The organism is Sphingobium sp. FW306-1B-F04DB (assembly GCF_058781925.1).
Genome location: NZ_JBYSXE010000008.1, coordinates 1 through 20,446, shown reverse-complemented (window position 1 = coordinate 20,446; position 20,446 = coordinate 1). Strand labels below are relative to the sequence as shown.

Sequence of the window (20,446 nt, the reverse complement as noted above, 5' to 3'; positions counted from 1 at the left end):
TGGAGGCGCTTATATGGCTGACGATACGGGGATCTTCATCGGGACCGGCGGCGGCGAGCGCCAGATCCTCAACTTCAGGCGCGCCAACCGTCACGGCCTGATCGCGGGCGCGACGGGCACGGGCAAGACCGTCACGCTCCAGGGCATCGCCGAGGGTTTTTCGCGCAGCGGCGTCCCCGTTTTCGTCGCGGACGTGAAGGGTGACCTGTCGGGGATGGCCATGGCGGGATCGCCCACCGCCAAGGTCCACGAGCCTTTTTTCGCGCGCGCCGCCGAGCTCGGCGATACCGACTGGGCGTACAAGGACAACCCCGTCCAGTTCTGGGACCTGTTCGGCGAACAGGGCCACCCGATCCGCACCACCATCTCTGAAATGGGGCCGCTGCTGCTGTCGCGGCTGATGGATCTGAACGCGGTGCAGGAAGGTGTTCTGACGATCGCCTTCCACGTCGCCGACAAGGACGGGATGCTGCTCCTCGATCTCGACGATCTGCAGGCGATGCTCGCGCACTGCGCCGAGCGTGCCGACGAGCTCACCACCACCTACGGCAATGTCTCCAAGCAGAGCATCGGTACGATCCAGCGCTCGCTGCTCCAGCTCCGTTCACAGGGCGGCGACCGGTTCTTCGGCGAACCCGCGCTCGACATCGAGGATTTCTTCAAGCTCGACGATCAGGGCAGAGGAGTCGTCAACATCCTCGCCGCCGACAAGCTCATGGCGTCTCCGAAGCTCTACTCGACCTTCCTGCTATGGCTGCTGTCCGAGCTGTTCGAGACGCTCCCCGAGGTCGGCGATCCCGACAAGCCCAAGCTCGTCTTCTTCTTCGACGAAGCGCACCTGCTGTTCGACGAGGCGCCCAGAGCACTGCTCGACAAGGTCGAACAGGTCGTCCGCCTCATCCGCTCCAAGGGCGTGGGGGTCTATTTCATCACCCAGAATCCCATCGACATTCCCGAGGATATCGCGGGCCAACTCGGCAACCGCGTCCAGCACGCGCTGCGCGCCTTCACCCCGCGCGACGAAAAGGCGATCCGGTCGGCCGCCGAAACCTTCCGCGCCAATCCCGATGTCGATGTCGCCAAGGCGATCACCGAACTCAAGGTGGGCGAGGCGCTGGTCTCGCTGCTCCAGGCCGATGGTGCGCCATCGCCGGTGCAGCGCACGCTGATCAAGCCCGTCTGCTCGCGCGTCGGCCCCGTCACCCCCGTCGAGCGCGGCGTGATCCGGGAAACCGACGCGATCGGCGGCAAATACGACACTGCGATCGACCGCGAATCCGCTGAGGAACTGCTGGGCGCCAAGGTCGCCGAAGCTGCCGCCGCGGCTGCCGAAGCCAAGGCCGCGGCGGAACAGGCCAGGCTCGACGCCGCGCAGGCCAGGGAGGATGAGAAGGCGCGGGTCGTCGCGGAGCGCGAGGCCGCGCGTCAGGCCAAGGAGGCCGAGCGCCAGCGTATCGCCGCGGAGCGCGAAGCCGCGCGGCAGGCGCGCGAGGCGGCCAAGCCCAGCATGACCGAAAAGATGGTCCAGTCCGCCGCGCGCTCGGCGGCAAGCTCGATCGGGCGACAGCTCGGCGGCAATCTCGGCGGGCAGCTGCTGCGCGGCCTGCTCGGCGGCCTGTTCAAGGGACGCTGATGCGGACAGCGCTGCTCGCGGTGGTCCTGTTGTTCGGTGCGGGGGCGGCGCGTGCGGAAACGCCCGCCTCGCTCGCGGGGCGCTATGACGGTGGCCAGATGGAAATGGCGACGGCGCTCGAACTGAGCCCCGATGGCGATTTCCGCTACGGGCTCAGCTATGGCGCGCTCGACGAGCAGGCCGAAGGGCAATGGACCGTCGAGCAGGGGACGCTGTACCTGACCAGCCAGCCAAAGGTCGTGCCCCCGCGGTTCGCGTTGGTCAGCGATACGCCTGCACCGCTTGGGCGGCTGACGGCGCGGCTTACCGATCCGGAAGCGCTTGGCGGCTTTCCCCTGACCTTGATCGTGACTTTCGCCGGAGGCGACCAGCCGCAATATGTGGATGCCGAAGAGGACGGCACCGTGCCGCTCGAACCCGGCATCGTCGCAACCTCGATCGTTCCCGACCTGCCCGTGTACGAAATTCCCTATCGCCCTCATGCACTGACGCCCGATACCGGCCACGACCTCGTCTTCCGCTTCGAGCCCAATGACATGGGCAAGGCCGATTTCCAGCGCGAGGCCTTCGCGATCGTGGACGGCGTGCTCATATTTTCGCGCCATGGCCGCACCATCCGCTTCCGCCGTATCCAGCCCTGATCCGCTTTCCTTCACTTTCCGGGCATGACAGCGTGCGTTCCCGCCTCTAGGACCCCCCGATGCAAACAACCCGACTCCCCGAACTGACGCTGCGCGGCATCGTGCTTGGCGGCCTGATCACGCTCGTCTTCACCGCCGCCAATGTCTATCTCGGGCTCAAGGTCGGTCTGACCTTCGCCACCTCTATCCCTGCCGCGGTGATCTCGATGGCGGTGCTGCGGTTCTTCTCGAACGCCAACATCCTCGAGAACAACATCGTCCAGACGATCGCCTCGGCCGCAGGGACGCTTGCCGCGATCATCTTCGTGCTGCCGGGCCTCGTCATGATCGGCTGGTGGCAGGGCTTCCCCTATTGGACGACCACCGCGGTCTGCGCGATCGGCGGCATATTGGGCGTGATGTATTCGGTGCCGCTCCGCCGCGCGCTGGTGACGGGGTCGGACCTGCCCTATCCCGAGGGTGTCGCTGCGGCCGAGGTGCTCAAGGTCGGCGCCGGCACCGAAGGCGGGGCCGAGGAGAATGCCAAGGGGCTCCGCGCGATCGTCCTGAGCTCGCTCGCCTCGGCGGGCTTCGCAACCCTCGCGGCGACCAAACTCGCCGCCGCCGAGGCCGCCACCTATTTCCGCGTCGGCGCGGGCGCGACCAGCGTCTCGACCAGCCTGTCGATGGCGCTGATCGGCGTCGGCCATCTCGTCGGGCTTTCAGTCGGCGCGGCGATGCTGTTCGGCATGCTCTTGAGCTGGGGCGGTCTCGTACCCGTGATGACCGCGATGCACGGCGTTTCGGGCGCGGTGTCCGATGTGGTCGACACCACTTTCCGCAGCGAGGTGCGCTTCATCGGCGCGGGCACGATCGGCGTGGCAGCGATCTGGACGCTGCTCAAGATCATGGGGCCGATCATCAGCGGCATCCGCAGCGCGATGGCCGCCGCGCGCGCACGCAAGGACGGCGCGGAACTTGAGCTCACACAGCGCGATCTCCCGATCGGCATCGTCGGTGGCACGATCCTCGCCTCGCTCCTCCCGATCGCCTTCCTGCTCTGGCAGTTCTCGGCCGGCGGCCCGATCGCCGAGCATGCCGCGCCGGTCATCGCGGGCACGCTCGTCTATATCCTCTTCATCGGCGTCGTGATCGCCGCGGTCTGCGGCTATATGGCGGGCCTCATCGGTGCATCGAACAGCCCGGTTTCGGGTGTCGGCATTCTCGCGGTGCTTGGCGCTGCGCTGCTGCTCGCGATCCTCTATGGCCATGGCAATGATCCCGCGCGCGCCGAGGCGCTGGTCGCCTATGCGCTCTTTACCACCGCGATCGTTTTCTCGATCGCGACGATCTCCAACGACAATCTGCAGGATCTCAAGACCGGCCAACTCGTTGGCGCAACGCCGTGGAGGCAGCAGTTGGCGCTCGTCTTCGGCGTGATCTTCGGCTCGCTCGTCATCCCGCCCGTGCTGAGCCTGCTCAACGGTGCCTTCGGTTTCCAGGGCGCGCCGGGTGCGGGCGCCAATGCGCTTGCCGCACCGCAGGCCGCGCTGATCTCGGCGCTCGCCAAGGGCGTGCTCGGCGGTGACCTCGACTGGAGCCTGATCGGCTTCGGTGCCGCGATCGGTGTTGTCGTCATCGCGATCGACGAGGCGCTGGGCAAGGCGGGCAAGATGCGCCTGCCGCCGCTGGGCGTCGGCATGGGCATCTATCTGCCGATGGCGCTGACGTTGCTGATCCCCGTCGGCGCGGTGCTCGGCTATTTCTACGAACGTCGCGCCGAGCGCGCCGCGGATCCCGAATTCGCCAAGCGCATGGGGGTGCTGATGGCGACCGGGCTGATCGTCGGCGAGAGCCTGTTCGGCGTGGCCTTTGCCGGCCTCGTCTGGAGCACCAACAGCGACGCGCCGCTCGCGATCGTCGGCGAGGGCTTCGAAACCTGGGCACTCCCGATCGGTCTGATCATGTTCACGGGAATCATCGCGCTGCTCTATCGCAACGCCAGGCGCGCCGCTGGAATCTGAGCAAGGAGCCTAGGGCTGATATGTCGTAGGAAGCGGACGCAGAGATCCTCCCCGGAACGGGGAGGGGGACCACGCGAAGCCTGGTGGAGGGGCTGGAGCGAAACCTGCCAATTCAGTGCAGCCCCTCCGTCAGCTCTTCGGGCTGCCACCTCCCCGTACCGGGGAGGATCTTACGACTGCCGAAACCAGCGGTCCGCAGCCAACCGTTGCCCGATCACCCCTTGGAAAAGAAGCGCTCGGCGATCTCGCTCGCAATGCGCGCCGGCCGCAGCGTCTCGGCGTCGATGCAGCACCAGCTCGACTTCACTTCGGCGAGCACCTCCTCACCGCGCTTGATCAGCGTTTCGTAGAATGCGCGCGCGCCCTGCACTTTTTCGAGGATGACGGTGGCGATCACCTCGTCGTCCAGAAAGGCGGGCTTGCGATAGGTGATCTCGTGCTTGAGCGCGACCCAGAGATGCTTCGCCACTGCGTCGGGCGGCGCCAGCGAGCGCCAGTGGTCGAGCACGGCTTCCTGCACCCAGTTCAGATAGTTGGCATTGTTCACATGTCCCATGAAGTCGATATCGTCCGGAACGATCTCGATTGGATGGTCATGGGGAATCGCTGCGGTCATGCGCTTACACTACTGTAAATAGCTGCGAAAGGCGAGGAAAAGCTTCATTTCATCAGATCGAGTAATGCCGCGATCGGCACGAAGGCGAAGGCGACCGAGCTGTCGGCCACGCCATAGGGCATGAAGATCAGTTCGCCATGCTTCATCGCACCGCAGGTATAGACGACGTTGGGGACATAGCCTTCGCGGTCCTGCTCGATCGCGGCGAGGACAGGATTGGGCGTGCGCGCAAGCACCTTCGAGGGATCGTCCTTGTCGAGCAGTGCCGCGCCGATCGAATATTTGCGCATTGCGCCCACGCCATGCGTGAGCAGCAGCCAGCCTTCGTCCAGCTCGATCGGCGGGCCGCAATTTCCCATCTGGACCAGTTCCCACGGATATACGGGTTCGATCAGCTTTTCGCCTTCCTCCCAATGATCGATCGAGTCGGACTTGAGCAGGAAGATATTCTCGCCGTCCTGTCGCCCGATCATCATGTAGCTGCCATCGATCTTGCGCGGGAACAGCGCCATCCCCTTGTTGCGTGCGGCACCACCCTTGATCGGCACGAGATCGAAGCAGCGAAAGTCGCGCGTGCGCAGCAGTTCGGACTGGATTTCGCGCCCCGAATAGGCGGTATAGGTGCCGATCCATTCGACCGATCCGTCGTCATGCGTGAAATGGACGAGGCGCAGATCCTCGAGCCCGTTGCGCTGCGCGGGCGTGATCGGGAAGATCACCGTGCCCGAAAGCGTGCTGTCGGCATGACGATAGACCGAGACCGGGCCGTGCGGCACGGAGTCCTCGGCTTCATCGAGCGCATCCGCGGCGGTGGCGAAGGGCGGTTCGGGCGCCAGCCGCAAATCGCCGGTATCGGAGATGATGCCTTCGCGGAATGCGACCGTGGAAATGTGGCCTTCGCCCACCGCGCGCAGCGACATGATGATTCGCTGCGATCCGTGCGGCATGCCCGTCTGGTCGTGGTGCGGCACCACGCTGGGGTTCATCAACGCCGCCGCTGCATAGCTGTATTCGTGGCAGAAATAGGCGCCGATCAGCTGGCGCTTGTCGTCGCCGATATCGCCCAGGTCGCGGCCGAGCTGGGCTACGATCTCTTCATAGCGCGTCATGAACACGCGGCGCGTCTGCCAGTGGCGCTCCTCGAAGTCCTTGAGCACCGCGTCGAGCTGGGCGCACGCGGTGTGTGGGTCCATCTCGAGCACTTCGTCGACCAATCGTTCCGAACGGCTGCGCGTCGCGCCATTGGCCTGCCAGGCGAGGTGAAAAGGGCGCACCACGACGCGTGAAGGGTCGGCATAGAGCCGCAGGTGATGATTGTAGACGCTGAGCATCGACATTTCCCGCTTCACCGGCAGCTCCCCCCGCGCCCGAAGGGTCAGGCGGCGGCACCCAGCGGTTTTGCCACGTCAGCCGCGGCCTTGGAAAGACGGGAAATTGCACAGGACGCGAGCTGCAGCGCGAGGATCGATTCGGCACCCTGATTGCGGTTGAGCCCCGTCGGCATCAGCCCGTCGAAACAGCCGCCGTCTCCGCGCGTCGCGAGCGGCATGTCGAGGTCGTTCTCGCCCAGGAACCAGCGATAGGCGCGCTGCGCCTCGTCGACCCAGCGCGCGTCGCCCGAGGCGACGAAGGCCGCCTCACACGCGTCGATCGTCGCCTGCGCCTCGAGCGGCTGCTGGTCGAAGGGCATGGGCGGCTGATAGGCGCGCCCGAAGCTGTCGGTGCCGACCGCGCGGAAATGCCCCTCGGGCGCGGTCTGCTGCGTCATGATCCAGTCGAGCGTCTGCAGCCCGCATTCGCGATAGTCGTCGCGGCCCAGCGTCAGCCCCGCGCGGAGCAGCGCTTCGGGCAGCCGCGCATTGTCATAGGCGAGCACCGCCTCGAACCACGGCCAGTCGGGTCGGCGCGACTCGGCGAGCAACGCAAGCAGCTGATCGCCAAAGGTCTCGAGGATCTCGCGCGCCACGCCGTGCCCGCGCCGCGCCTCGAACATCGCCGCAGCACCAAGCATCGCGAAACCTTGCGCACGGGGGGAACCCAGCGCGAGCGCGTGATGCCCCGTGCTATCGAACAGATTGGCCGCCCAATCGGCGTGCTTGCGGATCGGGGCATGGCGCGCAGTGATTCCGAGCGACCAGAGCGCGCGGCCATGGCTGTCCTCGGATCCGAAATCCTCGCACCAGCTCCGGTCGAAGCGCATGAAGTTGCGGAAGCGGCCGAGATCGGGGTTCCAGCTATGCTGCACGAACGCGGCATAGACGGTCATCCACCGGTCGCGCAGGCTCTCGTCGAGCCCCTCGATCCGGCCGAGCAGCATCAGCGCGCGCGCATTGTCGTCGACGCAATAGCCATGTCTGCGATCGGGCACCGAATAGACACCATGCTGGTACATGCCCGTCGAATCGCTCATCCGCAGCACGGCTGCCAGATCGGGCGGGAGCATCGTTACACCCGCGCTCGCCTTGCCCATCCGCCGTGGCGCGCGCTGCGCCATCTCGTCGAGGATCGCGGCGGCACGTTCAGCGACGCGCGACCAGAGCATCGTGCGCCCGCGCGCATAGGCGCGCTCGGCCAGCGCGCCGCGGCGCGCGTCGTCCGCCAGCAGCCGCGTCACTGCCGTCGCCATCTGATCGCTGTTCGCAAAGTCGACGAGCACGCCATGGTCGTCGTCGAGGATCTCGGTTGCGTGGATATAGGGGGTGGCCACCACTGGCTTGCCGACCCCGACCGCGTAGGACAGCGTCCCCGACGTGATCTGGTCTCGCTTCAGATAGGGCGTGACATAGATGTCGGCGGCCTGGAGATAGTCGAGCAGTTCGTCGGGTTCGACAAAGGCGTCGATGAACCGGACATGCTCACTGACCCCGAGCGTTTCGGCGAGCGCGTGCAGCTTCTCGCGATAGGTTTCGCCCTCGCGCCGCACCAGATTGGGATGCGTCGCACCGAGCACGACATAGAGCGCCTGCGGGTGCGACGCGATGATGCGCGGCATCGCCTCGATCATGCCTTCGATCCCCTTATCGGGCGCAAGCAGGCCGAAGGTCAGGATCACCTCACGCCCCGCAAAGCCGAAGCGCGGCTTCAATGCACTCGGATCAACCAGCGCACGATCGGGCACTCCGTGCGGGATCACCACGATCTCCGTGTCGCTGACGCCATAGACGTGACGCAAAATCTCGCGGCCCTTTTCGGCCATTACGATCAGCTTCGAGGCCCGGCGCGCCAGCGCCTCGAGCACCCGTCGCTCGTCCACGCTGGGTTTCTCGCGCACCGTGTGCAGGGTGACAAGCACGGGCAGGCCGACGCGGTCGAGCAGGTTCAGGATGAACTCGCCCGCCTGTCCGCCGAAAATGCCATATTCGTGCTGCAGCCACATCGCCTGCGCGCCGCTCTCCACAATCGCGCGCGCCGCCCTGCGGTAGGCGGCGGGGTCGTGCTGGTCGATCGTCGCCACATGATCGGGATAAGTGACGCCGGTGCCGTCGTCCATTGCATAGAGATCGACGCGCATGTCGGGAAAGCGCGCGCGAAGCGCGTCATAGGTGTCGCTGGTGAAGGTCGCGAGACCGCAGCGCCGGGGCAGCGCATTGCCGATCAACGCGATGTGCGCCGGGGCTTCAGGCGCAGACGCTTCGTGCGAAGCCGCATCTACCATAGTCACCCTTTCGCTGGTGCAACAATATCAGGAGCGTGAATACGCTTTGCTACTGAACGACTCGCCGAGAGGATGGTTGCCGTTATTGTGCAATGCAGCAAGGAGAATCCGCAGTCCGTTGGAAACGCGCGATCAAGCGCCGGAGCCGTTGCGCAGACGATACGGCTTGACCGGCAACGGGGGGCATCCGCTATCAGATGCGTGGGGCCGGAGAGGGGGCAAATAGATGAAGTTGCTGGTTGCGTTGCTTTATTCGGCGGTTGCGGGGCCATCCGCACCGGCCGCCGGATCCGCCGTCGAGGCGACAACGGTTGCCGAGATCAAGGCGCAGGCGCGTGCCGCCGAGGCCGAGGAGCGGTACGAGGAGGCCGCCCGCCTGTATCGCACCCTCGCCGAACGTGACGATCCGGAAGCGATGTTCCTGCTCGGTCGCGCGCTGCGCTTCGGAAACGGGGTTGCCAAGGAACCCGTCGAGGCCCGCAGCTGGCTGCAGCGCGGGGCGGCGCGCAATCACCCCGGGGCGATCGTCGAGCTCGGCGTGATGGACGAGCTTGGCGAGGGGGGTGAGAAAAATGCCGCCGAGGCCACTACGGCCTATCGGCGCGCCGCCGATCTCGGCACCGCGCGCGGTGCGCTGTTCCTCGCGATGAACTATCGCGACGGTATCGGCATCGCGCAGGATACGCGTTCCGCGCTTCAGTGGTTCCGCATCGCCGCGGATCGCGGAAGCCCGGGGGCAATGCAGGCGCTCGGGATCGCCTATGACGCGGGTGAGGGCGTGCGCGAGGATGCCGCCGAGGCGCTGCGCTGGTTCCGCAAGGGCGCGGCTGAGGGCAACAGCGATTCCGAACGGAGCGTCGGGCTGATGTATCGCGACGGCCGCGGCGTGAAGCGGGATCTTACCGAGGCGTTGCGCTGGTTCCGCAGGGCCGCCGATCAGGGCAATAGCTGGGCGCAGAACGACGTCGGCAATGCCTATGCCGACGGCGCGGGCGTGGCCGAGGACGATGTCGAGGCGGTGGGCTGGTATCGCAAGGCCGCGGACGCGGACAATGCAGTCGCGATATACAATCTCGCACTGGCCTATGCCAACGGCGCCGGGGTCGGCAAGGACGCCGCCGAGGCGGTCCGCCTCTATCGTAAGGCCGCGGAACTGGACGACAGCGATGCAATGGTCGCGATCGGCTATGCCTATGAGACCGCCGCCGGCGTTGCCAGGGACGTTGAAGCGGCCGCGCGCTGGTACCGCCAGGCTGCCGACAAGGGCAATGCAATGGCAATCTACAATCTCGCGGATTTCCACAGGACGGGCACGGGGGTGAAACAGGACCATGCCGAGGCTCTGCGCCTGTACCGGCTGGCCGGCGAAAAGGGCGAGGTCGACGCGCTCCACTGGATCGGCATCATGTATCAGGACGGCCTAGGTGTTGAGGCCGACGTCAAGGAGGCGCTGCGCTGGTACCAGGCGGGTGCCGACAAGAACGAGCCCTGGGCGATCGCCAATCTGGCGGTTCTGTATGTCTATGGAAACGGCGTGACGAAGGACGTGGCCAAGGCACTGACATTGCTGCGCGCCGCGGGAGAGGCCGGCGTCCCGTTCGCGTGGACCACGCTGGGCGACCTTTATCATGATGGCGAAGACGTGAAGGCGGACAAGGCCCGGAGCACCGCCTATTACGCCAAGGCCGCCGAAATGGGCGATGCCGATGGCCAGTATCGCTATGGCTTTGCGCTGCTCAACGGCGAGGGTATCGCGGAAGATGCCGCCGCGGGGGTCGGCTGGCTGAAAAAGGCGATCGACCAGGGCGACAGCAACGCCATGGTCCTGCTCGGGGCCTGTCATGAGGAGGGCAAGGGCGTCGCGGTCGACAAACAGGCCGCCAACCGCCTCTATCTTCAGGCCGCCGACGCGGGCAACGCGATGGCGATGCGCTATCTGGGCATCAACTATCGCGACGGCATCGGCGTCGAGGTCGATGAAAAGCAGGCCGAATCATGGTTCCGCAAGGCGATGGCCGCCGACGACAAGGAAGCGCCGACGCTGTTGTTCAACATGCTGAATGGCGGGGACTATCCCCTGCCGCGGTAGCCCGGCACGCCCTGGTCGGGCACCCATAGCCCCTTGGGCGCCTCGCCCGATTGCCAGAACACGTCGATCGGGATGCCGCCGCGCGGATACCAGTATCCGCCGATGCGCAGCCATTTGGGCTTCATCTCGGCGAACAGCCGCTCGCCGATGCTGACCGTGCAATCTTCGTGAAAGGCGCCGTGGTTGCGGAACGAGCCGAGAAACAGCTTCAGCGACTTGGATTCAACGATCGTCGCATCGGGCGCATAGTCGATCACGAGATGCGCGAAATCGGGCTGGCCCGTCACCGGACACAGCGAGGTGAACTCGGGCGCGGCGAAGCGGACGAGGTAGAGGCTGCCCGCGCGGGGATTGGGCACATAGTCGAGCACCGCCTCGTCGGGCGAATTGGGAAGCGTCGAAGTCTGGCCGAGATGAGTGGTCTGCATGGCCGGCATTTAGGGGATGCGTGCGCGTATAACCAGTCCTGGCTGCGCGCGCGCTTTTCGACGAACGACATTGCCCGCGCCCGGCCCGTGCAATAGCAGGCGCATGCAATAAGATATCAAGGGGTGGCGCATGCCGAAGTCTCTGGGAAAAATGCTTCTGGGTGCTGGGCTTGTCGCGCTCGTCGCGGCGGCGCCGCTCTACGCGCAGGACAAGGAAAAGGACGCGCCCGCCGCCGAAAAGACCAAGGCCGAGGACATTCCGCCCCCCAGGCGCTCGGTGACGAAACATAGCGGCCGCTTCGGGGGCCAGTCGGTGACCTACACCGCCACCGCGGGCGAAACATATCTCAAGGCCGACGACGGCACCCCGCGCGCCTCGATCTTCTCGGTCTCCTATGTGAAGGACGGCAAGGACCCCAACCGTCCCGTCACCTTCCTGTTCAACGGCGGCCCCGGCTCGGGGTCGGTATGGCTCCACATGGGCGCCTTCGGGCCCAAGCGCGTCGCGATCCCCTCGGACGCGCGCGACGACGGCGCGCCGCCCTATCCGATCGTCGACAACCCCGACAGCCTTTTGGACGTCACCGACATCGTGTTCATCGATCCCGTCGGCACGGGCTTCAGCCATACGCTGGGCAAGACCGATCCCAAGGACTTCTGGGGCGTCACCAAGGATGCCGAATCGATCGCGCAGTTCATCCGGCTGTGGCTGAACGAAAATGGCCGCTGGAACGCGCCCAAGTTCCTCGGCGGCGAAAGCTATGGCACGACGCGCTCGGCCGCGGTGCTCAATCAACTCGAGGGCGCCTATAACGACGTCGCGCTCAACGGCGTCATCCTGATCTCGACCGTGCTCGACTTCGCCGCGGGCGCGGATACGAAGGGCAACGAGCTGTCCTATATCCTCAACGTTCCCAGCATGGCCGCGACCGCGCTCTATCACGGCAAGGCGCAGGCCCCGGGCGGCGTAGAGGCGTTCGTCGCGGAGGCGCGGCAATGGGCGATCGGCCCCTATGCCGCGGCGCTGCTCAAGGGCAATGCGCTGGCGGGCGAGGAACGCGCGCAGGTGCGCCGCGATCTCGCGCGCTTCACGGGGCTCTCGGAAAGCTATCTCGAACAGGCCGATCTGCGCGTGCTGCCGGGCCGCTTCTACAAGGAATTGCTGCGCGATCGCGGGCTTACCGTCGGCCGCCTCGACAGTCGCTATACCGGCAAGGACTATGACAATGCGGGCGAGGAGCCCGACAATGACCCCAGCTTCTTCGGCATCGATGGCGGCTATACCGCGGCGATCAACGCCTATGCGCGCGAGACGCTCAAATTCGACACCGATCGCCGCTATGTCACGATCGGCAGCGTCGGCCCCTGGGACTGGCGGCTGGGCGAGGGGCGCGACAGCGACGCCTATCTCAACGTCGCGCCCTATATCGGCAAGGGGCTGCGCGAGAACAGCGGGCTCAGGATCTTCGTGGGGCAGGGCTATTACGACTTCGCCACGCCCTTCTTCGCCGCCGAATATGCACTCAGCCGCACGGGCATCCCCAAGGATCGGATCGAGTACAAATATTACGGCTCGGGCCACATGATGTACGTCCGCGACGAGGACCGCACCAAGCTCAGCCAGGACATCCGCGCCTTCATCCGCGCGCGCTGAGGCGACAGACCGAGCAGGGCACGGGCTCTTGCCCCGCCCGGTCGGGCGGAGGCGAGAGCCTGTTCGCTGCGGGGCGAAGGCCGCCCCCTTCACAATACCGCAGAAGTCCGCTTTGGCTTGGAAAACGGACGCTCGATTAAGCCCTCTCCCGCTTTTCGGGGGAGAGGGTTGGGTGAGGGTCTTCTTCCTGGCTTCAATCCCGATGCAGCGCACCGGCGATTATCGCAAGAACGCCCTCTAAGCTCTCGATCACCTCGGTGTTCCAGAAGCGAAGCGCGCAATAGCCTCGATCCTCGAGATAGGTGGTGCGCCCGGCGGACGGCGAACCACAGCTCGCGCTCAACGTCGGTCATATCGCACCTCAGGCGCGCTGCATGTGGGCTTATCGGTCGCCTTACGGGTCCCATGTGGCCGAAGGTAAAGGAAAGAAGACCCTCACCCAACCCTCTCCCGCAAGGGCGGGAGAGGGCAGCAGCGCTCCCGTCCGATACTGGGTCGCAAGCTGACATAGGCCCCACCAAAACCTCTGTCCTACACGCCTTCGATCTGTCAGCCTTGCCCGACAATCGGCTCTTTGATCGCGTGCAGATGACAAGCCGGCGTTGATCGAAAAACCCGATCAATGCGGGCGCACTGATCGAGGGGATTTTTTCCACACGCCGAACCTTCCTAACCTTCACAGGAAATCGTCCGCCAATCGCGATCGGGAGCATCGGCCGGCATGGCGTTGAAAATGCCCCGAATGGATGATTCGACGCCCCCCAAGGTTACCGCCATCGGGTGGTGCTCGCGCTGGCGTCTCGACGCGGCCCGGTGGGCGGATTAAGCAAAGGAGGAATCAGGAAGAGGAGTGCATCTCATGGACATGCTGGTTTCAACCGAATGGCTCGCAAAAGAACTGGGCGCTTCGGACCTGCGTGTGGTTGACGCGACCTACTTCCTCCCCAGCGATGGCCGCAATGCGGCGGCCGAATATGAGGCCGGGCATATTCCCGGCGCGGTCTATATGGACCTGGAGCATCTCGTCGACACGGCGACCGAGCTTCCCAACATGCTGCCGACGCCCGAGAAATTCGCGAGCCGGATGCAGTCACTGGGCCTCGGAGACGGTAGCCGGATCGTGCTCTACGATGACTCGCCCTATCGCACCGCGACGCGCGCCTGGTGGATGCTCCGCCTGTTCGGTGCGCACGACGTCGCGGTCCTCGATGGCGGCCTCGCCAGATGGAAGGCTGAGGGGCGCGATCTCGCTTCGGGCAAGGAGCCGCACCGGCATCGCCACTATACCGTGTGGAAGGACGAAGCCACCTTGCGCACGCTCGACCAGATGAAGGCCAATGTCGACAGCGGCGCCGAACAGGTGCTCGATGCGCGCAGCGCCGCGCGCTTCACGGGCGAGGAGGCTGACCCGCGCCCGAAGACGCATGCGGGCCATATCCCGGGATCGAAGAACTTGCCCTATGGCAATCTCTTCACCACCGACGGGACCTGGAAGCAGGGCGATGCGCTGAAACAGGCCTTTGCCGATGCGGGTATCGACCTCGGCCGTCCGCTCATCACCACCTGCGGCTCGGGCATCACCGCCGCGGTGCTGCTGTTCGGCGCGCACATGGCGGGCGCGAAGAACGTCGCGCTCTATGACGGCTCGTGGAGCGAATGGGGTTCGGATCCCTCGACTCCCAAGGCCATGGGCGCTGCATGAGTCACAAGGACGGCGACGGGCGCGGTGATGCGACACGGCTCGTTCATGGTGGTCGGCGCAAGGAATGGCGCGGCGCGGTGGTCAACCCGCCCGTCTGGCGCGCGTCGACCATCCTGTACGACAGCGTCGCCGAGATGCGCGCGCGCCAGCACGATACGCATCATCAGTTCTATTATGGCCGGCGTGGCACGCCGACCCAGTGGTCGCTCGCCGATGCGCTGACCGAAATGGAGCCGGGAGCGGCAGGCACTTTGCTCTATCCTTCGGGCGTCGCGGCGGTGACGACCGCGCTGTTCTCGGTGCTCAAGCCCGGCGACGAGTTGCTGATGGTCGACAGCGCCTATGAGCCGACCCGCGCCTTTTGCGACGGCCTGCTGCGCCGCTACGGGATCGCGACGCGCTATTACGATCCGCTGGTCGGCGCCGGGATCGCGGCTCTGATCAACGAGCGTACCGCCGCGATCTTCATGGAAAGCCCGGGCAGCCTGACCTTCGAGGTGCAGGACGTGCCCGCGATCACCGCAATCGCGCGCGAACGCGGCATCGTGACGCTGCTCGACAATACCTGGGCGACGCCGCTCTTCTTCACCGCGCTCGACAAGGGCGTCGATCTCACCATCCTCGCCTGCACCAAATATATCGTCGGCCACTCGGACGTGATGCTCGGCTCGGTCACCGCCAACGCGGCGCACTGGCAGGCGCTGCGCAAGACCAGCTATTCGCTCGGCCAGTGCGCGTCGCCCGACGACGCCTGGCTCGGCGCGCGCGGGCTGCGGACGCTCGATGTCCGCCTGCGCCGCCACCAGAGCAATGCGCTCACCGTCGCCCGCTGGCTCGCCGAACAGCCCGAGGTCGCACGCGTGCTGCATCCCGCGCTCGAAACCTGCGCGGGCCATGCGCTCTGGCAACGCGATTTCCGCGGCAGCGCCGGGCTGTTCTCCTTCATACTCGACGGCGGCGACGATGCCGCGCGCACCGCATTGATCGACGGACTCGAGCTGTTCGGCATCGGCTTCAGCTGGGGGGGCTATGAAAGCCTTGTCGTACCGTCGGACCCGCATCGCAGCGCGGTGCCCTGGTCCGCCGGGGGGCCGCTCGTCCGGCTCCAGATCGGGCTCGAGGATCCGGAGGATCTGATCGCCGATCTCGCATCGGGGCTGCAGCGGTTCCGGAGCGCGCGGGGATGAAGAAGCGGGAGTTCGGCGTCGTCTTCGTGATGCGCTGGCTCGCCACGATCGCCGTCCTGCTGGCGATGCTCGTCTTGCTCTCGGGCCAGGTGCCGCGCTCCGAGCCGGTGATCGTCCTGCTCGACCGTATCGGGTTCGATGCCGGGCGTTATCGGATCTCGCTTCTGAGTACCTTGCAGCTCGTCGTCACGGTGGCGACGCTGTTCATGGTCGTGCGCTTCGCGAACCGGCTCCTGCATCGCTATGTCGGGCGCGCCGACGGCCTTGATCCCACGCAGAAGCTGCTGACCGAAAAGATCGTCAGCATCGCGCTGGTCGCCATCGCCTTCTTCCTCGGCATCGACATGCTCGGGATCGACCTCACCGCGCTGACGGTGTTCTCGGGCGCCTTCGGCCTCGCGGTCGGTTTCGGCCTTCAGAAAACCTTCGGCAATCTCTTTGCGGGGCTCATCCTGCTGATGGATCGCTCGATCAAGCCGGGCGACGTGATCGTCGTCGGAGACCGTTTCGGCTGGGTCAACCGGATCGGCACGCGCGCGGTGTCGGTGGTGACGCGCGACGGCAAGGAGCATCTGATCCCCAACGAGAATCTGATGACGCAGGAGGTGGAGAACTGGTCCTATTCCGATCGCAACGTCCGCGTCCATGTGCCCGTGCGCGTCTCCTATCACTCCGATCAGGACCGCGCGCGCGAACTGATGCTCGAGGCAACGCGCGCCGCCCCCCGCGTGCTCGACCATCCCGCCGCGGTCGTCTGGATTACCGCCTTCGGGGACAGCGGCGTCGAATACGACATCCGGCTCTGGATCAATGATCCCGAGGCGGGGGTAGGGAGCGTCGTGTCCGATGTGCTGACGCGGATCTGGCGGCTGTTCGCGGACAACGACATCCGCTTTCCCTTCCCGCAGCGCGACCTGAATATCCGCAGCTGGCCCGAGCAGCCCGGGCCCGCGGACGACGGCTAGACCAGGATCTTCTCCATGGCGCGGATCGACTTTTCCATCTCGCGCGCGAGGTGTGCCGCCGCGGCGCTCGCGCCCGCGCCATGTTTGCGCCCCGCGATCAGCGCGGTCAGCCCCGCCGCGGCATAGGCCGCGGTCTCGCCCGCGACCGCGTCGAAGCGGCGCTGGACCAAGGGAGGCGCCGAATCATAGCGCTTGTCGAACGCGGGATCGGCGATGGCGAGAGCGGAGGGAATACTTGCCCCCGCGAGCTCGTTGACCAGCGCCTGGATCGCGCGCAGCTCGGTCAGCTGCTGCGCTGGCGTGGGCCTTCCTTCGGGCACGACGGGCGTGGAAATCTGCGTCACGCCCGCCACTATCGCGGTCTTTGGCTAAGGAATGGTTGAGACGACGCACGGTGTTGCGTTGGGGCAACAGCGCTGCCCTATCGTGGGGCGTGGCGCACAATATTCTTGTGCAGTGCAGCGTGATTGGGCATCTGTATTGCGTTTGCGACAATCCGCCCCGGCCCATCGCGGCAAGAGAGGCAGGAGTCGCAACGCAGGCGGGACGACGCATCGAACCAGAAAGGAAGATCATGCGCACGTCCATCACCGGCCTCACGGCCCTGGCTTTGGCCGCGTTGAGTACACCCGCATTGGCGCAGGACGAAGCGCCCGAGGCGGAAAGCAGCATCACCATCTCGGGGGGCGCTACCGTCGTCACCGACTATCGCTTCCGCGGCATTTCGCAGACCGACAAGAATTTCGCGCTGCAGGGCACGATCAGCGTCTCGCACGATTCGGGCCTCTATGCGACGGTCTGGGGCTCGACGATCGACGAGTATGTCGCCGCGGGCGGCGACCAGGAACTCGACCTCATCGTCGGCTGGAAGAAGACCTTTGGCGGCACCACGCTCGATGTCGGCGTGCTCTATTACTACTATCCCGGCGCCGAGGAGATCGTCCCCGGCTATGACAGCGATTTCGTCGAGCCCTATGTCGCGGTGTCGCATACCTTCGGCCCCGTCACGGGCAAGCTGACCGCGGCCTATGCGCCCAAGTCGAACGCGCTGTCGGTCGGCAGTGGCAAGGAAGACAATTTCTACCTCGCGGGCGACCTCTCCGGGGGTATCCCGGGCACGCCGCTCAGCCTGTCGGCGCATGTCGGCCACTCGTTCGGGCCGAGCTATCTCACGATCGGCGACGAATATACCGACTGGAGCCTGGGCGCGACCTACACCTGGAAGAATCTGTCCTTCGGCGTGTCCTATGTCGACACCGACAAGTCGCTGTTCAACCCGCTCTCGGGCAAGAACGTCTCCAAGGCGGGGGTCGTCGGCTCGATCGGCGTGGCGTTCTGATCCACCGGACCACAAACGAAAAAGGGGGCTTTGCGGCCCCCTTTTTTATGTGTGCCGGGCGCGTCCGCTTATTGCGGGGTCGAGGCGCGCGCGTCCTGGCCGTCGCCCTCGGGCGCGGCGATGATGTCGCGCGTCACCGAACCCTTGTCGACGACATTGGTGTCGGGATCGCCCACGCCCGAGCGGATGCCCGCATCGGCGCGGTTGCCGCCCGCCTGGCCGATCACGCCGGTCTCGCTTGCGCTGCGCTGCGCGGGGCCGCCGAACATCGCCTGAAGCGCCTGCGTCGCCGAATCGCTTTCCTGCGGGCGCGGGGCGCCGGGCTTGGGCGGCACGAGCGCGAAATCGGGGGGGATCACCAGCGGCGCCTTGCGCGCGGTGGCGAATTCGTCGGGGCGTTCGCGATTGGCGATCCCGCCCGAGGCACAGGCCGAAAGCGAAATCGCGGCCATGCCCAGACTTCCAATGATCACCGTCTTACGCATCCACAGTCTCCGTAGCGTCTTTTGCGTCATCCGCCGCCTCGCGCACGAGCAGCGCGCGCAGCAGCAGGATCAATACACCGATGGTAATAGCAGCATCGGCGATGTTGAATACCAAAAAGGGGCGGAAGCCGCCGAAATGCAGGTCGGCAAAGTCCACGACATGGCCGAACCTGACCCGATCCACGATATTGCCCAGCGCGCCGCCGAGCACGAAGCCGAGCGCGAGCACATCCCAGCGCCGTTTCTCGCGCCACATCCATATGACGACACCGATGCTGATCGCGAGCGTCAGTGTGACGAGGCCCCAGCGCATCGCCTCGCTGTCGGCACGCAGAAAACCCATCGAGACGCCGTAGTTGGCCACGAAGGTCAAGTTGAAGATCGAGATGATCTCTTTGGAATCACCGATCTCATTGATGCTGAGCGGCACGGTGACGACATATTTCACGATCTGGTCGATCGCGAAGACGCACGCGGCGAGGATCAGGCCGAGCTTGCGGTGGGTGTGGAGGGCTTCGCGCATCCGGTTCCAACTATAGGGTTAAGGCGGTCAGGTCAGGCCGCAACGGTCACGGATTCGCAACGATCGCACAGATCGCCGTCTTCCCTGACCTCGGGCAAATGGCGCCAGCAGCGGCCGCATTTGGCGCGTTCGGTGCGCGTCACCTCGACCGCATCGCCGCTGCCGTTGACCGCGCTCGCCACGATGCAGACTTCGGCGAAGTCGCCTTCGCCAAGCCCCGAGAGGTCGGGAACGACCACCTCGGCCTCGAGGCTCGAACGGATCACCTTGTCGCGGCGGAAGGGCTCGATCGCCTCGGTCACGCGCTCGCGTGCGCCGCGGACGCCCTGCCACTTCTGGCCAAGCGTGCCGTCCAGCCATGTCGCATCGACCTCGGGCCATTCGAGGAAATGGACCGAACCATCCTCGCTGGGGAAGCGCGACTGCCACACTTCCTCGGCGGTGAAGGGGATGATCGGCGCGGCATAGCGCACCAGCGCGTGGAACAGCGTGTCGAGCACGGTGCGATAGGCGCGGCGCTTCGGGTCCGAAGGCGCATCGCAATAGAGGCAGTCCTTGCGGATATCGAAGAAGAAGGCCGACAGGTCCTCGTTCGCGAAATCGGTCAGCGCGCGGATATAGCGGTTGAACTCGAAGCCGTCGGTCGCTTCCTTCAGGTCCGCATCGAGAACGCCAAGCAGATGAAGCACATAGCGCTCAAGCTCGGGCATCTCGCTGACGGGCAGCTTCTCGGTCTCGGCGAAGCCGTCGAGCGCGCCGAGCAGGTAGCGGAAGGTGTTCCTGAGCTTGCGATACTGGTCCGAGGTGCCCGACAGGATTTCCTTGCCGATGCGGACGTCCTCGAAATAATCGACCGAGGCGACCCACATGCGCAGGATATCGGCACCGCTCTCGCCGATGATCTTGAGCGGATCGACGACGTTGCCCAATGACTTGGACATCTTGCGGCCATTGCCGTCGAGCGCGAAGCCGTGCGTCAGCACCGCGTCATAGGGCGCGCGCCCGCGCGTGCCAGAGCTTTCGAGCAGCGACGACTGGAACCAGCCACGATGCTGGTCCGAACCCTCGATATAGAGATTGGCGCGGACGCCCTCGCCATAGCGCTGCTCGATCACGAAGGCGTGCGTCGAGCCCGAATCGAACCACACGTCGAGGATGTCGGTGACGACCTCATAATCCTCGAGCCGGTAGTCGGGGCCGAGCAGTGCCTGATGGTCGGTGGCGTACCAGGCATCGGCGCCGCCTTTGGTCACCGCGTCGATGATGCGGGCATTGACCGCGTCGTCGCGCAGATATTCGCCCGACTGGCGGTGGACATAGAGCGCGATCGGCACGCCCCAGGCGCGCTGGCGGCTGATCACCCAGTCGGGGCGCCCCTCGACCATCGCATTGATGCGGTTCTTCGCGCGCGCAGGCACCCAGCGGGTGCGCTCGATCGCGTCGAGCGCGATCTCGCGGAGAGTAGCGCCGTTGCCCTGACCGTGGCCAAGAACAAGCCCCTCCCCTTCAGGGGAGGGGATGGGGGT

At 65.7% G+C, this 20,446-nt stretch carries 18 protein-coding genes; 9 read left to right on the top strand and 9 right to left on the bottom strand.

Features of this window, described 5'->3' with window-relative positions:
* The first annotated feature begins 13 nt into the window (after positions 1–13).
* The 3 genes from AC3WJD_RS06135 to AC3WJD_RS06125 are packed head-to-tail and all read left to right on the top strand — an operon-like array spanning position 14 to position 4,277.
* Positions 14–1,633 carry a helicase HerA-like domain-containing protein gene (locus tag AC3WJD_RS06135; protein WP_492745471.1) on the top strand — a complete coding sequence of 540 codons (1,620 nt, stop codon included), beginning with the start codon at positions 14–16 and terminating at the stop codon, positions 1,631–1,633.
* A complete protein-coding gene (locus AC3WJD_RS06130; RefSeq protein ID WP_492745469.1) occupies positions 1,633–2,274 on the top strand; it encodes a hypothetical protein in 642 nt (213 codons plus the stop codon). The genes AC3WJD_RS06135 and AC3WJD_RS06130 overlap by 1 nt, the downstream gene beginning before the upstream one ends.
* Before the next feature lie 59 nt (positions 2,275–2,333).
* Positions 2,334–4,277, top strand: coding sequence for an OPT family oligopeptide transporter (locus AC3WJD_RS06125; protein WP_492745467.1), 1,944 nt, complete (start codon positions 2,334–2,336; stop codon positions 4,275–4,277).
* A gap of 214 nt (positions 4,278–4,491) precedes the next feature.
* Here AC3WJD_RS06125 and AC3WJD_RS06120 read toward each other — a convergent pair whose 3' ends face one another.
* From AC3WJD_RS06120 to AC3WJD_RS06110, 3 genes are read right to left on the bottom strand one after another with little or no spacing between them, the layout of a single operon-like run.
* The gene (locus tag AC3WJD_RS06120; RefSeq protein WP_492745465.1) at positions 4,492–4,893 is read right to left on the bottom strand and encodes an acyl-CoA thioesterase; all 402 of its coding nucleotides are present in this window, start codon (positions 4,891–4,893) and stop codon (positions 4,492–4,494) included.
* A 44-nt stretch (positions 4,894–4,937) separates the two neighbouring features.
* Positions 4,938–6,224, bottom strand: a complete 1,287-nt coding sequence (locus tag AC3WJD_RS06115; protein WP_492745615.1) for a glycoside hydrolase family 130 protein — start codon at positions 6,222–6,224, stop codon at positions 4,938–4,940.
* Positions 6,225–6,268: 44 nt separating this feature from the next.
* On the bottom strand, positions 6,269–8,548 hold the full coding sequence (locus tag AC3WJD_RS06110; protein ID WP_492745613.1) for a glycosyltransferase family 4 protein: 2,280 nt from the start codon (positions 8,546–8,548) through the stop codon (positions 6,269–6,271).
* A 226-nt stretch (positions 8,549–8,774) separates the two neighbouring features.
* Here AC3WJD_RS06110 and AC3WJD_RS06105 point away from each other — a divergent pair, with 226 nt between their 5' ends.
* On the top strand, positions 8,775–10,637 hold the full coding sequence (locus tag AC3WJD_RS06105) for an SEL1-like repeat protein (RefSeq protein ID WP_492745464.1): 1,863 nt from the start codon (positions 8,775–8,777) through the stop codon (positions 10,635–10,637).
* Here AC3WJD_RS06105 and queF read toward each other — a convergent pair.
* On the bottom strand, positions 10,619–11,065 hold the full coding sequence (gene queF, locus AC3WJD_RS06100) for a preQ(1) synthase (protein ID WP_492745612.1): 447 nt from the start codon (positions 11,063–11,065) through the stop codon (positions 10,619–10,621). The two genes, AC3WJD_RS06105 and queF, sit on opposite strands and share 19 nt — an antisense overlap.
* Before the next feature lie 151 nt (positions 11,066–11,216).
* Between queF and AC3WJD_RS06095 the strand changes: the two genes are divergently transcribed.
* On the top strand, positions 11,217–12,719 hold the full coding sequence (locus tag AC3WJD_RS06095; RefSeq protein WP_492745611.1) for a S10 family peptidase: 1,503 nt from the start codon (positions 11,217–11,219) through the stop codon (positions 12,717–12,719).
* Positions 12,720–12,912: 193 nt separating this feature from the next.
* Here AC3WJD_RS06095 and AC3WJD_RS06090 read toward each other — a convergent pair whose 3' ends face one another.
* Positions 12,913–13,062: a DUF559 domain-containing protein gene (locus tag AC3WJD_RS06090; RefSeq protein ID WP_492745462.1), complete on the bottom strand. Its 150-nt coding sequence runs from the start codon at positions 13,060–13,062 to the stop codon at positions 12,913–12,915.
* A gap of 516 nt (positions 13,063–13,578) precedes the next feature.
* Between AC3WJD_RS06090 and sseA the strand changes: the two genes are divergently transcribed.
* From sseA to AC3WJD_RS06075, 3 genes are read left to right on the top strand one after another with little or no spacing between them, the layout of a single operon-like run.
* Positions 13,579–14,421: a 3-mercaptopyruvate sulfurtransferase gene (gene sseA / locus AC3WJD_RS06085; protein ID WP_492745460.1), complete on the top strand. Its 843-nt coding sequence runs from the start codon at positions 13,579–13,581 to the stop codon at positions 14,419–14,421.
* Positions 14,418–15,608, top strand: a complete 1,191-nt coding sequence (gene metC / locus AC3WJD_RS06080) for a cystathionine beta-lyase (RefSeq protein WP_492745459.1) — start codon at positions 14,418–14,420, stop codon at positions 15,606–15,608. Before sseA ends, metC begins: the two co-directional genes overlap by 4 nt.
* Positions 15,605–16,573 carry a mechanosensitive ion channel family protein gene (locus tag AC3WJD_RS06075; RefSeq protein WP_492745457.1) on the top strand — a complete coding sequence of 323 codons (969 nt, stop codon included), beginning with the start codon at positions 15,605–15,607 and terminating at the stop codon, positions 16,571–16,573. Before metC ends, AC3WJD_RS06075 begins: the two co-directional genes overlap by 4 nt.
* Here AC3WJD_RS06075 and AC3WJD_RS06070 read toward each other — a convergent pair.
* A complete protein-coding gene (locus tag AC3WJD_RS06070; RefSeq protein ID WP_492745455.1) occupies positions 16,570–16,926 on the bottom strand; it encodes a hypothetical protein in 357 nt (118 codons plus the stop codon). The genes AC3WJD_RS06075 and AC3WJD_RS06070 overlap by 4 nt on opposite strands.
* Before the next feature lie 221 nt (positions 16,927–17,147).
* Here AC3WJD_RS06070 and AC3WJD_RS06065 point away from each other — a divergent pair, with 221 nt between their 5' ends.
* A complete protein-coding gene (locus tag AC3WJD_RS06065; RefSeq protein ID WP_492745453.1) occupies positions 17,148–17,912 on the top strand; it encodes a TorF family putative porin in 765 nt (254 codons plus the stop codon).
* A gap of 68 nt (positions 17,913–17,980) precedes the next feature.
* On the opposite strand, the gene AC3WJD_RS06060 is transcribed toward AC3WJD_RS06065, so the two are convergent.
* From AC3WJD_RS06060 to AC3WJD_RS06050, 3 genes are all read right to left on the bottom strand, one after another.
* Positions 17,981–18,397: a DUF3035 domain-containing protein gene (locus tag AC3WJD_RS06060; protein WP_492745452.1), complete on the bottom strand. Its 417-nt coding sequence runs from the start codon at positions 18,395–18,397 to the stop codon at positions 17,981–17,983.
* A complete protein-coding gene (gene lspA / locus AC3WJD_RS06055) occupies positions 18,390–18,920 on the bottom strand; it encodes a signal peptidase II (protein ID WP_492745451.1) in 531 nt (176 codons plus the stop codon). Before lspA ends, AC3WJD_RS06060 begins: the two co-directional genes overlap by 8 nt.
* A 32-nt stretch (positions 18,921–18,952) precedes the next feature.
* On the bottom strand, positions 18,953–20,446 hold a 1,494-nt coding region (locus AC3WJD_RS06050), incomplete at its 5' end, for a class I tRNA ligase family protein (protein ID WP_492745449.1).